This window comes from Bradyrhizobium oropedii, assembly GCF_020889685.1.
GTDB classification, from domain to species: Bacteria; Pseudomonadota; Alphaproteobacteria; order Rhizobiales; family Xanthobacteraceae; genus Bradyrhizobium; species Bradyrhizobium oropedii.
In genome coordinates this window covers 1-13,163 of the sequence record NZ_JACMYO010000098.1, presented here as the reverse complement: position 1 = coordinate 13,163, position 13,163 = coordinate 1, and the positions used below count along the sequence as shown (strand labels likewise).

The following is a 13,163-nucleotide window of genomic DNA, read 5'->3' as shown; positions in this document are numbered from 1 at the left end:
TAGAGCCGAAAAAAAGCCACCCCGAAGGGTGGCCCAAGTCAGGGAGGAAACGCCCGTGTGGGCCTCTGGGATCAGGCCGCAGCCTGTTCGATCGGAGAGAAAGGAAATCCGAGGCTCTCGGCGACCGCCTTGTAAGTCAGCCGGCCTCGATGGACATTGAGGCCCGCGCGCAGGTGCGGATTCTCGAGCACGGCGGAAAAACCCTTGTTGGCCAGAGCCAAACCAAACGGCAGCGTGGCATTGTTCAGTGCCTGGCTCGAGGTCAGCGGCACAGCGCCGGGCATATTGGCCACGCAGTAATGAATGATGCCATCCACTTCGTAAGTTGGATCAGCGTGAGTGGTTGGGTGCGATGTCTCAAAGCAGCCGCCCTGATCGATAGCAACGTCCACGATGACTGCTCTGTTGCGCATTGAGCTCAGCATGCCCCGGCGGACCAGCTTCGGCGCGCTCGCTCCTGGAACGAGCACCGCACCAATCACCACGTCGGCCGCAAATACTTCCTCCTCTACGGATTCGATGGTGGAGAACCTGGTACGAACGCGCCCTTCGAATAGCTCGTCCAACTCGCGGAGCCGGGGTATCGAACGGTCGATGATGGTGACCTCTGCGCCCAAACCGACCGCCATGCGCGCCGCGTGCGTGCCGACGACGCCGCCCCCGATCACCACGATCCGAGCCGGCTGAACACCGGGCACTCCACCAATCAACAGCCCTCGTCCGCCTGCACTCCGCTTCAGCGCACTACCCGCCGCTTCGATCCCAAGCCTGCCCGCGACCTCGCTCATCGGCGCCAACAGTGGAAGACCACCATGGGCATCAGTTACGGTCTCATATGCGATCGCGGTGCACCCAGATTTTAGAAGCCCCTTGGCCTGTTCCGGGTCTGGCGCCAGATGCAGGTAAGTGAAGAGGATCTGGCCTTCCCGCAGCTGGCTCCATTCCGACGGCTGAGGCTCCTTAACCTTTACGATCATCTCGCTCGATGCGAATACCTCGCCTGCGGAATCCAGAATCGCCGCGCCGGCGGCGCGATAATCGTCATCGGTTGCACCTATCCCCGCACCGGCATCGGTCTCGATCATCAGGCGGTGGCCCGCTGCCACGTATTCGCGGACGGCTCCAGGGGTAAGGCCCACGCGATATTCGTGCGCCTTGATTTCCTTGGGGACCCCGACCTTCATTTGAAAACTCCCTGCCTGGAGCGCCTTTTTAATCGCAAGAGCACAGCGATATTGCGATGCAGGCGACTAAATGGTACAGGAATTCAGCGATCTTTGGCCTGCTACGCAGGATTTCAAACAAACAGATGCGAAGCGGGTTGAATGACCCATCTTCGCTGAGCTTAATCATCGTTCCCGCATGCTCGCCGCAAATGGGCGCCGCACCTTCAACAGATCCGAGGCAATTGTTCGCCCGACAACCCATCGACAATTCGTCCGCCGCCAGGCAGCGATGCGGAATCAGAGGCGATCTCAACTTGAAGATCGGCGCTTTGGCGCGTTGACATGATCGCCACCCCATGGTCGCCGAGGCTGCCGGACACCAGCACAAGGTCCCTGATCCTTGCTTTGTCGGCGGAGAGATCTCGCGAGCGAAGAATTCGTCCAGTTTGGAAAAGCGCTGCGTGGAAACCCCGACATCATCGGCCCTCGCCTCGGGCAAAGGCGCGGACTGTGCTGAATTGAAGCTGATACCAGCAGCCGCCGCGGCCGCAACAAGCTTGTTCATTGTGTCCTTGCCAAGATTGGACGGATCTGGCCCGCAATACTGCTGCTCGGTTATGATCGGACATGTCTGGCCAGCACGCCGAAGGTGCTTCGATCCAGCCTGGTACGCCTCCCCCTCATGTGCTTCTCCTGGCACATCGTTTGTCGATGAGGGTTAAGGTGAACATGACCGCAAAGGCGAACATCACCATACCGCCTGCAACCCAACTTGCCTCGCGCCAGCGCGATGCTTGGACGTAGTCAATGACGTAGGCTGAGACCACCTTGGTGCGCCCAGGAATATTGCCGCCGATCATCATGACGACACCGAATGTGCCGATCGTATGAGCAAAGCCAACCACTCCAGCCTTGAGGAACTCCAGCCGTGCCAGCGGCAGGCCGATGGTAATGAAGGCATACAACGGAAAAGCGCACTGACTGGCCACAACTTCCTGCGGGCCTTCGCTCATCGCAACAAAGGCGGTACGGATCGGCTGCACTACCAGCGGTAGCGCCGAGAGGACCGATCCGATTACGATTCCCGCAAAGGTAAAGGCGAGCGTGTGCTCGCCCCAGAAAGAGGCGAGAAGGCCGCCTGGTCCGTTCGGGCCGAGCAGGACGAGTACGCAGAAACCGAGCGCCGTCGGCGGCAGCACAAGCGGCAGCGCGATCATTGTCGCTACCGCCTCGCTCAGAACCGTCTTTGAGCGTGCTAGCCACCACGCGAGCGGCGCGCCAATAACCAGCAGAACCATTGTCGTCACGCTGGCGAGTTCGATCGTGAGCGCAACGGATTGCCAGATCTCTGGCGAAAGGGCATCCATGTGCGTCAGCCCACCGGCGAGAGCACGTCGCCGTACCGGCGCAGTGAGCGTATGCACGCCCGGCTCGCTGAGGAATTTGGCGCGCATCGCCTTTTGATCGGATCCAAGCTCCAAGAACGGGGCGTCTTGCTTAGCTTCGGCTGCGCCCCTTGCGGGATGGCGACCGCATCCGTTGTGTTTGCTTCAGCTGTCCCTCTTCGAGCCACGACACGCCTGCAGATCGACAGCATCGTGATCGATGACGGCTTGCGGGTCCCCGCGCCATTCACGGCGCATGAAGGCGAATTCGCCGCAGCCGTGAGGTGGTTTTCCGGAGCCGCGGGGGCATTCTCAAGCAGCCCAGTAGGTCGAATGCTGTCGCTCGAGCGGAACGTCTGAAATGTTGCAGCTTGCGGGCCTTGGCTGTCGAGCTCGGTGCTCGCGTTAACGCTCAATACGGTCTCGGGCCGCCCCGCTGGCTTCGACAACGCGACACGCTTATCGTCCGGCATGCGGAATTTCGTGGCGGCCGGCAGATTGATTCGCGTCGTTTCTGCGAGCAACAGCGGCATCGCAAGCATCATCGGAAACTCCTATGACAGGGTCGCTTCGACCGATCTAACGGCGGAACGCTCCTCGCTTGCCATCCAGCAATCCCCGTGCCGTTTCCGAAATGTGGAGCGCTCTGCGCCTAACGTGAGAAAAACGCGCATGGATGCCACCTCACTTTGGGGTGGACCTAACGCGCTGTCAGGTTTCCGGCATCTTTGTTCTCAAGCAGACAACGACGGCAGAATGAAATGGCAGATCGGCCGGCGAGAGATGCGCGTTCTGCAAGGCCTCGATGCAAATCCTCACGTGGATGCTGCTTCGAAGTATTAGTTGGTTTGTTTAGTGTCCCTCAAAGGACCTTGGGACATGCGCTAGTTGCCGGGCAAGGAACCCGCAGGAGTCGCAGCGAAGCTATAGCGCGTCCGGGCGGTGGAGTATACCGACGGTGATAGCGCCGCGGGCGCGAGAGACACATGCAAAGATCTTTTCGTTCGCGTGCTTTTGCTACTCGCTGAAGAAACCGTCGTGGTGGTCAAGCTCACCGTCGATTTTGACGAGATCGATCGCGCAGGCGCCGCACTCGCCGCGCCGGCAATCCGAAATCACCTCGTATCCGGCCTCATTGAGCACGTCCAGCAACGAGCGCTCGCCGAATCTCGATCTCCAGGGCGCCATCTGCAAGGCACCCCCGGAAACCTTCGGTCGGCCGCGAGCCGCTGGAGCCGAAAGTCTCGTAGCGTAGGTCGGATAGTGCGCGTCCTGCGCCGGTCCAGGCCCGGCGCGCGGCATCATCCGGATCGGACCGCACAAGAAGGTCAGGACGTCAGGCGGCAGCGAGGCGAACAAGCCATCGAAATCGAGCCTGCGCCCTTCGCTGCCTGCATGGACAATAAGTCGCTCGTTCAGCAAGGGGGCGAGAACGTCCAAATAGACGGCTTGCTCACGGGAAGACACGGCACAGCGCAGAGTGAAGTCGGCATCGCGGCACGCCAGCGCCTGCTCTGCCCCGATCAGTGGCGTACTACCGATGCCGCGCGATAGGGCAGTAATGCCGGCGCGCCCAGTCAATCGGCAGCAGCGAGGCGGCTGACGTAACCGTCAGCCCGCGCGCCCGGCGCGAGCGACCACATGTACTGCGAGCCGCCGCGGGAGTCCTCCGCGCGCCGCACGGCGATACGATAGCCGGTTCGATCGGCTTCGCCGACCAAGGAACAGGACCGCATCTCCGGACGCCCATCGATAGTGACGGCGATATTGATCTGGCTGTCGACCGGATAGGCATCGTGACGCCGAGACGCCTATCGGCTCAGCGAGCGCCGATGCGGATACGCCTCACATCGACCAGCCCGCTAGATGACACGCGCTTCCATCGCCTGGATGCCTACGATCCAAACAATCAATTTTACCAATGTAACGTACTGTTGCATCAAGCTCAGCAGTCGAACGTGCTGATCGCTCTAGGACTTCTATGCCGAGACTTGATTCGGCAAAATGCGGCCCGACGCCTTCGAGATCGACCTCACAAATGCCGTTCGACGATTCAATCTGACCTCGTCAGTCCGATGCCCACTCGATCGTCTGCAGGTTGGGCCTCTGGTGCAGATCTTGCTTGACGAAAAAGATAATGTAACTGAACGCCGCCTTTGGAATGACGCGCCGGCTCTCGGAACCGTCTTCAATCGGACACGGCTAAAATGACTACCTCCTATGATGCCGTCGCCTCTCAACGACGCAGCGGCTCGCATGCGAGTGTATTCGGGAAGGAAGCGTCATGACCACCATGGCAACTGCGGCGCCCGCGCGCACGTCGCAGACTTGGTATAAAATTCTCTACATTCAGGTGTTGATCGCGATCATGATTGGCGCCATCGTCGGCTGGCTGTGGCCATCGGTCGCAACCAACGACTGGGTCAAAGCGCTCGGTGACGGCTTCATCAAGCTGATCAAGATGGTGATCGCGCCGATCATCTTCTGCACCGTCGCATCCGGCATCGCGCATATTCAGGATGCAAAGAAAGTCGGGCGCGTCGGCGTCAAAGCGCTGGTCTATTTCGAGATCGTATCGAGCTTTGCCCTGGTGCTGGGCCTTGTCATGGGCAATCTGGTCCAAATCGGCCGTGGTCTTGCGGTCAACCCGGACGCTGCGGCGGTCGCCAATTACGTCAAACAGGCGGAAGCCTCGAAGACCGTCGACTTTTTTCTCAATATAATTCCCGATACTGTGGTCGGCGCCCTCGCTCGCGGCGATATTTTGCAAGTGCTCCTGTTCGCGATCCTGTTTGGCTTTTCGCTGATGGCGCTGGGGGAGCGTGGAGAACGGCTGCGCGGCATGATTGACGACTTCGCGCACGCGGTGTTCGGCGTGATCGCCATCGTAATGAAAGCGGCCCCGATCGGTGCGTTCGGCGCGATGGCCTTCGCGATCGGCAAGTTCGGGCCGGCGGCGCTCGGTAATCTGATTGGGCTGATCGTACTATTCTATGCGACGGCCGCGATATTTGTGGCCGTCGTGCTCGGCCTGATCTCGCGGATCGTCGGCTTTTCAATATTCAAATTCATTATCTATATCAAGGACGAGCTCCTGATCGTGCTCGGCACCTCGTCCTCGGAAAGCGCGCTGCCGCAATTGATGGAGAAGCTCGAGCGGCTGGGCTGCTCAAAGCCCGTGGTCGGCCTCGTGGTGCCAACCGGCTACTCCTTCAACCTCGACGGCACCAACATTTATATGACGCTTGCAACATTGTTTATTGCGCAGGCACTCGGGGTCGATCTCACCTTTGGCCAGCAGCTCACGATCTTGCTCGTGGCAATGCTGACCTCGAAGGGAGCAAGCGGCGTCACCGGCGCAGGCTTCATCACACTCGCCGCGACATTGTCGGTGGTCAACCCAGCGCTAGTGCCGGGCATGGCAATCGTATTCTCGATCGACAAGTTTATGAGCGAGGTGCGAGCTCTTACCAACATCACCGGCAATGGTATCGCCGCGGTGTTCGTGTCCTGGTGGGAAGGCGAGCTCGACGACGCGACGCTGCATGCCCGGCTTAAGCAACCCACCGTTTCCACCGGTATCGATACACGAAACTCAAGGAGGTAGGCTCCGCATCTTATCCGTGATTTCAAGGCGCGCTCAACTGAGCGTAGCCAACTCGGCGATTTTTCGTAGTTCAGATCGGCACAGCCGCTCGAACTGCGAGCCGGAGCTTTTTTCGTGGGATCTGCGGATCGCACCGCTGTCTCCGTGTCGCGCCCCAACGGCGTCTGAGAATATCCACGCAAACGTGGAAGACGAAGTCGTTTTTCGACAATTATTTTTTTGGCGCGCCTTGGATTGAAAGCTCCTAGCCATCCAAATGCCGGGCGCAGCACAATACGATTCCGACACAGAACCTGCCGGCCCGACGGGCCAAGGTACTGGGTCTAGCCCACAAAATAGCTTGGTGCGTGGCCACTGAACTGGCCTCTTCCAGCGGCGATCTCCAACTCAGCCATCCGTTTGTTCCGGTGCGCGTTGCGGGATCAGGCCGGAGCGGGTAGATCACCGTGGACGAGCTTGGCACCTTCACCAGGCTGAATTGGATCTCACCGAACTAACGTCACGGCGCTCCACAGTTTACCGCCGCCCGTTACGAATTTGGCGACGCGTGCCTCATTGTTCAGCGTCAGCGTCTTCGTGGAATAGATGTAGCGTACTCATACGACGAAGTACGACGAAGACCGCCTGATTGACGCATGCGCGCGGGGCACGGCGAGCTCTATGATGGCGTTGCGTGAAGGTCAGGCAGCCTGCTGGTCGGCGGGTTTGTCGGCTTGGCGCAGGAGCTTCCATTCCCAGGGCAGCAGTTCGTGCAGACGCGACGCGGGAAGATCGGCGATACGGGCGAGGACGTCGGCGAGCCAGGCCTTGGGATCGACGTCGTTGAGGCGACAGGTCGTGATCATCGTCAGCATGATGGCGGCACGGTCGGCGCCACGCTGGCTGCCGGCGACGGTCCAGTTGCGCCTTCCCAAGGCGATGCCTCTCAATGCGCGCTCAGCACAATTGTTAAAGGCTCGTTCGGCGGCCGGATTTACGAACACCACACGCTTGAGCGAATCGAGTGTCAACACTCCTATGCCAACGCGGGCCAGAGTCTCACCCAGCGCGACATTCTCCAGTGCTGCGTCCAGCAAGCGAATGCTGAGCCGAAGTGATTTTTCAACATGCTGACCAAGACGCTCAAGAACCTGTAGCTCGGCATCGCTAAATGGCGGCCTATCGGATGCGCGCTGAACGTTAATACTCACAAATGTACGTGGATCCGAAGGAGAACGATCCCGGCGTCAACAGGTCAATCATGGACCGATCCGGGTGGACGAGCGGATTCAATCTTGCTTGGGTCATCATCATTGTAGCCCTGACTTCGAGCGCAACCGTCGATAACAAGCGGGACTTCGGGACAATCAGGAGATCCACGTCAGCTCTTGGTTGCCCACCCTGTTATCAGCTCTTGGCAGGATCCACGTCAGGTTTTCGTAAGCCAGGCCGCCTATCATGGGCCTTGACCAAATGCAGAAATGTATGCCCGACGGGAGCACCAATTGCCATGTATAATCGCATCAATGGCTCGTCCTACTACCAATCCCAGCGCTTCGCCGAAGCTGACGAGCAAACGGATGCAAATCGCTTCGCGGACGCGTTCACCAATATGCGCTTAGCCGAACCGAGCTCGAGCGGCAGCTCATCTTCGGCAACAAGGCCGTATTCGCTCGTTTCAAGCCCTCCTGTGATAGAGTTCGAAGATCGTCATTCATTCCGAACGGCCGCGTAGGCCTATCATGGCGACGAAATCAAGTACATCGCCGATAACCCCCAAGAGTACTCGGAGTTCGTGTCCGCTAAGGCAAGGCGAACTGCAGAAGTTGCTAAGGACTATGGAACAACGCGAGATTCCGATAACGCACGATACTTTAGCTACCAACTGGGGAACAAGAGTGTCGGGCTTCTAAGAATGGAGGGCGGCGACAGCATGAAAGAGTTCGACGTCGAAAGATGGCAGGAGCTATTTCCCGGGCGAACTGGGACCACTTCTACTGTGGATCTTCGAGTCGTTCATCCGCTAGTCGAGAACGCTGGCGATATCCTGCTTGAGCACCAGCTTCGAGTTGACGGCGAAAGGCCGCTGCTCAATTTGCGTCCGGCTAATCCAGAAGCAAGAGCCCGTGCGGCAAAGATGGGCTTCGTCGAGGTTGATGCGGACAACATGGTTCTCGACCCAGAGAAGTCAGCCAACTGGATAAGGAACAGTGATGGTGAATGGCAGCGGAAAGGCACCACTGCGCGGTACCTTTCAAAAGCTGACGACAGTGAAGGTAGTGATAACGAGAACGCAGAAAGCTCATCCACATACGACTACGAGGACGATTTCATGTGACGAGAGGATCTTACGGAAGATGGTCCTCCAGGTATCTAGTGCTGCTCTTCGCGAAAGCTTCAGGAGCTAAACTACCTCTTGCCAACCGCAGCCAGAAGAGACCGCTGGTTTCGAGCGAGATACCGCCCAGAGTGCAGCGGCGTCGCCGGCCGTTAGCTATTGGGAACAGGTGATCCGATAGGCTCGGCAAAATCTCCAGGATGGGCCGGCGAGATCTCCGACGCCCCCTTGTGCTTGGCGCGACCGCCGTCGTGCGATGGGCAAGACGCTACGGATCGCCAGCAGGATCCTGGCTGGCGAGAATGCTCTCGAAGAAGCCTCCAAAGCTGATTGCGATCGCTCTAGCGAACAAAATGGCGCGTATCGCCTGGGCCTTGATGGTCCGCGGTGGCGCTTACCAAGCTCCAGCGTCTGGCGCTGCGTAACGGCAAGACCAGACGCCGGGAGACGTCGGGAATGTGGTAAGGTCTAACGAGGATTATGGGCAATCGGTCAGGACTGGGATTGGAAGAATCAACAGGTGGATGAGTGCCGGTGAGCACGCGTAGCCGAATTGGATCCAATCCACGCATTCTATAAGGGCCCGCGACGTGTCGAGGTCGCATCACGAGGCCGGACACACGTCAGCACCCGACCACATGCCCGTTCCGAAGTTATATTTTGCTTGCATTTACTGTGGCGTCCACAAATCCACCTGCAGAATGCCGGCTAATCGCGAGGTGGCGGTAATGTGAAGGAACGTCGCCAGATCCGGGATTGATGCTGTTCTGATTGACGTTCCTTCGCATTATTTCAGAGCGTGTCGAGCCAGGCGAGCAGGCTCGTATCCCGCTTCCATGAGGGGGGATGTCGAGCCGATTCCGGAGCGCTGACCTGTTCCAGTGCCTTTCGCTTCGTTTCCAGATTGGCCCTGGCGTAGTGATTGGTGGTGTCGAGGCTCACATGACCAAGCCAGCTGCGGATGACGGTAACGTCGACGCCCGCCGAGACGAGGTGTACGGCGGTGGCGTGTCGGAAGCTGTGCGGCGTCACATACCTAGTCCGCAACGTTGGCGTGGTTTCAGCCGCCGCCTTCACATAGGCCGCAAGCTTGAACCGAACGCCGGATGAGCTGAGCGGCTCGCCATAGCGGTTGACGAACAACCGCTGGTCCGATGCACGCGGCTGTCGCTCCAGCAGCTTTTTCAGCAACAGCACGGTTTCCGGCCAAAGTGGACAGATGCGTTCCTTGCGGCCCTTGCCGGTAAGGCGAACGCAACTTGGGCTCTCGAACCGGATCGCCTTGGGACACAGATCGAGAGCCTCCTGTATCCGTGCCCCGCTGTTGTAAAGGAACGAGAGCAGCGCATGATCGCGCATGCCTTCGAGCGTGGAGCGGTCTGGCCGGGCAAGGATCGCTGCCACCTCCGCCGGGTCCAGATAACAGGGTTCCGACACCGGCGCCCGCTTGACCGGGATATGAAGGATTTCCACGCACTGAGCGATCGATGCGGGGTCTTTGGTCGCGACGAAGTTGAAGAAGCTGCGGATCGCGGCAAGCCTGCAGTTGCGCGTGCCGATCGTGCCACCGCGATCGTGCTCGGCGTGACCGAGGAAGGCCGTCACCTCGCCGGGGGTCAGATCGGCCAACGTGATCACCGCCACCTTCTTTTTCGCGCGCTGTGCGACGAACCGCAGGAGCAGCCGCCAGGAGTCCCGATAGGATCGGACCGTGTGGATCGATGCGTTGCGTTGCTCGACGAGCCATTCGTAGAAGAACGCACGCATCAGATCCGGGAACGCGTTTGCCTTGCTCATGGCCGCACCTCCTGCACCAGATCGAGGCATGATGCGCCCACCGCCCGGAACCGCTCGTTGGCGTGATGAAGCAGATCCTGTGTAACGGTGATGTAGACTAGAATGGAGTTGATATCCTTATGACCAAGATATGTCGCGAGGAACGGCAGCCGGTCTTGCGGATTGATGCCCGAGCGGTACCATTCGAGGATACGGTGAACGACCATCGAGTGGCGCAGGTCATGAAGACGGGGACCCGTTCGCCCTTCTGGCGGCTTCAGCCCGGCTCGGCGGATCACGTCGACGAGCAACAAGGCGATGACCTGCTTTGTGTAGCGGGCGTTGCGCCCCTCGTGCCAAAACAGGGCGGAGTGTGGATCCTGCGGAGCGCCGGCCTGCCGCCGCGCATCGAGATCAGCCCGAAGCGTGGCGATCACGCTGTCGGGCAACGGCAGTATCCTCGTCTTGTAGAACTTGGTCTGTCGGATCGTGACCGTGCCGCCGTGGAAGTCGACGTCACCAAGATCGAGACGGGCAAGTTCGCCACGCCGAAGCCCCGCGCAATAGGCCAGCAGAAGCATGGTATGGACGCTCGGCGCACGCAGTGGGGCCCGTTCCGAAGGATAGGAACGGGCAATATCGAGCATCTGCCGTATGTCGGTCGGCGTATAGATGTAAGGCTTGCGCCACTGCCTCGCTAATTCCTTCTGCGGTCGCGGGTCCGGGCGGCGCGGCGGGAGCGACGGATTCTTGTGGCGCAGGACTCTCGCAAGGATCCGCTTCAGCCTCTCACATTCCGCAGCGTGATTGAGTGTCGTTTTTGCCTTCTTCCAATGCTCCAGCATCACCTCGATCGGTTCATCCTGCAACGCAGGATTCAACTGCAGGAACCGATCGAACCGCAAGAACCATGCGGTCTGCGAGGTGTATTTGTATCCTCTGTTGCGCATCAGCGCGACGTGCTCGGCCATGATCCCGCCCAGCATGCTGCCGAACGGCTTGGGCTGGCGGAGTTAGGCAAGGGCCTGTTCGAGGTCATGCGACGCCAGTGCGCGCCAGACCGGCCGACATCGCTTGATATTGCATGCCCCGCACAAGGCGGTGACGGGATTGCGCTCGATCGCTCCGATGTTCAGAAGGTGATCGAGGAACCGATCGATGATGCGGGTGCGGTTCAACAGCGTCGTCGCCATCCAATGGTCGGACAATGTCTGCAGCCAGGCCACCATAACATCCTTGCCGAGCTCGGCATGGCATTCAGCGACGTCCTGGAAGCTGTTCAGCACGTGCCTGTAAGAGGTGCAGCTGTCGGCGTGGCGCAGGCCAAGGCCTGCCAGATAGCGCGCGATCAACTGCCGTTCGGGATCGGGCCATGTTGTCATGACAGCGCCTCCGCTTCCGGCACGTCGAGTGCGATGGTCCTGAGGTCCTCGGTGGCAAGCTTGAGATGGGGCACCGTGGACTCCGCCGACCGGTGCCCGAGCAGATCACCGATGACCTTCTGCGGGACCGATGCGCGCAACATCTCGACCGCGCGTGCATGTCGGAAGACATGGGCACCGCTCTTGCCCGGCAGCTTGATACCGGCCTGGCGCAGTCGGCGCCGTTCCATCTTGTCCAACATCCTGAGCTTGCGATAGGGTGCACGCGCGCGGATGAAGATTTCCCGGACGTCGATCACCGGCCGCCCCGCACGTAAATAAGCAAGCACTGCTTCGCCGACCGGCTCCATCAGGGGCAGGAAGGAACAGGCCTTGGTCTTGGTGTGCCGGATGCGGATCGATTCCGCCCGCCAGTTGATGTCATCAAGCCGCAGGTTGCAGATTTCGCTCGACCTCAGCCCATAGGTCGCCAGCAGTTGCAGGATCGCATGGTCCCTCAACCCCCTCGGTGTCCTGTCCTTTCCCACAGCCTGCAGGACGGCGGCAACCTGATCTCGCTCCAGAATCGAGGGCACCCCCTCATAGGCGTAGATCCGCGGACCGATGACATGTGGCGATAGGTCGATCGCGGTACGCCCGACTCGGTGCAGATGCCGCAATAACGAGCGCAAGCGGTTCGCGACGGCGCTCAACGATTTGCGGGTCAGCTTCGGCGTGCGCATATCCATATAGCGGTCGATGTCGTCGACCCTCAGGCTCGTCAGGCTGTTGTCACCGTTCTGCTCGAACTGCCAAGTCAAGAAGTGCCGTGCCTCCCAGATCAAGACCTTGATGCTGGCGGCGGCGAGACCTCGCGCCTCACGAAGCCAGACCTCATATTCGTCGCAGATCGCAAATCGCTCGGCCTCGGCGGCGCAGGCTGCTTTCGGAGGGGGTGGCCACTGGCCCTGCACAAGCCGCAGCAGCGCATGGATTCCGGCGCGCGGGATCGGGTGCTGGTGTGGCCCTGATCGACCATGGCGTTTGCGCAACATCCCACTCGCATGGCTTACGTATGTCGACACCAGCGCCTCGGTCACGTTCTCGACCTGGATTTCCCGCTGTTCGAGATAATCGAGGAATCTGCGCGCGCACCTGCAGTAGTTACTGATCGCCCTCGGGTGATAGCGCTGGCCGGTCAGTACGGCCTCGAGCTCGGCGAGCAGTTCTTCATTGGATTTCAGCACCATCGTCTCCTCTGCTGGTCAAACGACTGCAGAGGTCGCCGAAAAATAATGCGGAGCAAAGCCTGTGCCGGATCTGTGGATTTTCCCCGATACTCACGCGCCGAGCCGGCATTCCTTCACATTACCGCCACCTCGCGATTAGGCGGTTAATGCTCACCTCTTCATTAACCACCGAAGGCGGCCAGATGCTTCTGGGGATGCTCGCCTCGTCGGTCGCTCGAGGCGTAATAGACCGCCGCCGGCGGCGCAGGCCCGGCGAAGGGCCGGTCATCCCGCACATAAGTCCAAATCCGCCCGGTCGTGC

The 13,163-nt window shown here is 59.8% G+C and carries 12 protein-coding genes and 2 pseudogenes; 2 read left to right on the top strand and 12 right to left on the bottom strand.

Going from position 1 to position 13,163, the window contains the following annotated elements:
• Positions 1–71: 71 nt before the first annotated feature.
• From ald to H8A95_RS25200, 6 genes are all read right to left on the bottom strand, one after another.
• Positions 72–1,184: an alanine dehydrogenase gene (gene ald, locus H8A95_RS25225; RefSeq protein ID WP_229166826.1), complete on the bottom strand. Its 1,113-nt coding sequence runs from the start codon at positions 1,182–1,184 to the stop codon at positions 72–74.
• A 28-nt stretch (positions 1,185–1,212) separates the two neighbouring features.
• Positions 1,213–1,731, bottom strand: a complete 519-nt coding sequence (locus H8A95_RS44520; protein WP_376711658.1) for a hypothetical protein — start codon at positions 1,729–1,731, stop codon at positions 1,213–1,215.
• 115 nt (positions 1,732–1,846) lie between these two features.
• Positions 1,847–2,533 carry a molybdate ABC transporter permease subunit gene (locus H8A95_RS25215; protein ID WP_229166827.1) on the bottom strand — a complete coding sequence of 229 codons (687 nt, stop codon included), beginning with the start codon at positions 2,531–2,533 and terminating at the stop codon, positions 1,847–1,849.
• A 5-nt stretch (positions 2,534–2,538) separates the two neighbouring features.
• Positions 2,539–3,096, bottom strand: coding sequence for a hypothetical protein (locus H8A95_RS25210; protein WP_229166828.1), 558 nt, complete (start codon positions 3,094–3,096; stop codon positions 2,539–2,541).
• 472 nt (positions 3,097–3,568) lie between these two features.
• Positions 3,569–4,132: a flavin reductase family protein gene (locus tag H8A95_RS25205; protein WP_229166829.1), complete on the bottom strand. Its 564-nt coding sequence runs from the start codon at positions 4,130–4,132 to the stop codon at positions 3,569–3,571.
• A complete protein-coding gene (locus tag H8A95_RS25200) occupies positions 4,129–4,287 on the bottom strand; it encodes a hypothetical protein (protein ID WP_229166830.1) in 159 nt (52 codons plus the stop codon). Before H8A95_RS25200 ends, H8A95_RS25205 begins: the two co-directional genes overlap by 4 nt.
• A 548-nt stretch (positions 4,288–4,835) precedes the next feature.
• Here H8A95_RS25200 and dctA point away from each other — a divergent pair.
• Positions 4,836–6,158 (top strand): C4-dicarboxylate transporter DctA, encoded by a 1,323-nt coding sequence (gene dctA / locus H8A95_RS25195; RefSeq protein WP_229166831.1) that lies wholly within the window; start codon positions 4,836–4,838, stop codon positions 6,156–6,158.
• Between the two features lie 680 nt (positions 6,159–6,838).
• On the opposite strand, the pseudogene H8A95_RS25190 reads toward dctA, so the two are convergent.
• A pseudogene (locus H8A95_RS25190) lies at positions 6,839–7,108 on the bottom strand (transposase domain-containing protein); the annotation flags it as partial.
• A 962-nt stretch (positions 7,109–8,070) separates the two neighbouring features.
• Here H8A95_RS25190 and H8A95_RS43885 point away from each other — a divergent pair.
• Positions 8,071–8,475 (top strand): hypothetical protein, encoded by a 405-nt coding sequence (locus H8A95_RS43885; protein WP_274617563.1) that lies wholly within the window; start codon positions 8,071–8,073, stop codon positions 8,473–8,475.
• A gap of 792 nt (positions 8,476–9,267) precedes the next feature.
• On the opposite strand, the gene H8A95_RS25175 is transcribed toward H8A95_RS43885, so the two are convergent.
• The 5 genes and pseudogenes from H8A95_RS25175 to H8A95_RS25155 form a co-directional block, all read right to left on the bottom strand.
• A complete protein-coding gene (locus tag H8A95_RS25175) occupies positions 9,268–10,272 on the bottom strand; it encodes a tyrosine-type recombinase/integrase (RefSeq protein ID WP_229166832.1) in 1,005 nt (334 codons plus the stop codon).
• Complete coding sequence (locus tag H8A95_RS25170) at positions 10,269–11,222, bottom strand: tyrosine-type recombinase/integrase (RefSeq protein WP_229166833.1); 954 nt, start codon at positions 11,220–11,222, stop codon at positions 10,269–10,271. Before H8A95_RS25170 ends, H8A95_RS25175 begins: the two co-directional genes overlap by 4 nt.
• Positions 11,223–11,264: 42 nt before the next feature.
• Positions 11,265–11,633: a hypothetical protein gene (locus H8A95_RS25165; protein WP_229166834.1), complete on the bottom strand. Its 369-nt coding sequence runs from the start codon at positions 11,631–11,633 to the stop codon at positions 11,265–11,267.
• Positions 11,630–12,862 (bottom strand): site-specific integrase, encoded by a 1,233-nt coding sequence (locus H8A95_RS25160; protein WP_233287218.1) that lies wholly within the window; start codon positions 12,860–12,862, stop codon positions 11,630–11,632. The genes H8A95_RS25165 and H8A95_RS25160 overlap by 4 nt, the downstream gene beginning before the upstream one ends.
• A 164-nt stretch (positions 12,863–13,026) precedes the next feature.
• A pseudogene (locus H8A95_RS25155) lies at positions 13,027–13,163 on the bottom strand (IS66 family transposase); the annotation flags it as partial.

Bases quoted from the DNA above. Each gene is read 5' to 3' on its own strand.
- H8A95_RS44520 (WP_376711658.1), bottom strand. From the start codon at position 1,731: ATGAACAAGCTTGTTGCGGCCGCGGCGGCTGCTGGTATCAGCTTCAAT.
- H8A95_RS25160 (WP_233287218.1), bottom strand. From the start codon at position 12,862: ATGGTGCTGAAATCCAATGAAGAACTGCTCGCCGAGCTCGAGGCCGTA.
- H8A95_RS25175 (WP_229166832.1), bottom strand. From the start codon at position 10,272: ATGAGCAAGGCAAACGCGTTCCCGGATCTGATGCGTGCGTTCTTCTAC.
- H8A95_RS25200 (WP_229166830.1), bottom strand. From the start codon at position 4,287: ATGCGGTCCTGTTCCTTGGTCGGCGAAGCCGATCGAACCGGCTATCGT.
- H8A95_RS25210 (WP_229166828.1), bottom strand. From the start codon at position 3,096: ATGATGCTTGCGATGCCGCTGTTGCTCGCAGAAACGACGCGAATCAAT.
- H8A95_RS25165 (WP_229166834.1), bottom strand. From the start codon at position 11,633: ATGACAACATGGCCCGATCCCGAACGGCAGTTGATCGCGCGCTATCTG.
- H8A95_RS25215 (WP_229166827.1), bottom strand. From the start codon at position 2,533: ATGGATGCCCTTTCGCCAGAGATCTGGCAATCCGTTGCGCTCACGATC.
- dctA (WP_229166831.1), top strand. From the start codon at position 4,836: ATGACCACCATGGCAACTGCGGCGCCCGCGCGCACGTCGCAGACTTGG.
- ald (WP_229166826.1), bottom strand. From the start codon at position 1,184: ATGAAGGTCGGGGTCCCCAAGGAAATCAAGGCGCACGAATATCGCGTG.
- H8A95_RS43885 (WP_274617563.1), top strand. From the start codon at position 8,071: ATGAAAGAGTTCGACGTCGAAAGATGGCAGGAGCTATTTCCCGGGCGA.
- H8A95_RS25170 (WP_229166833.1), bottom strand. From the start codon at position 11,222: ATGGCCGAGCACGTCGCGCTGATGCGCAACAGAGGATACAAATACACC.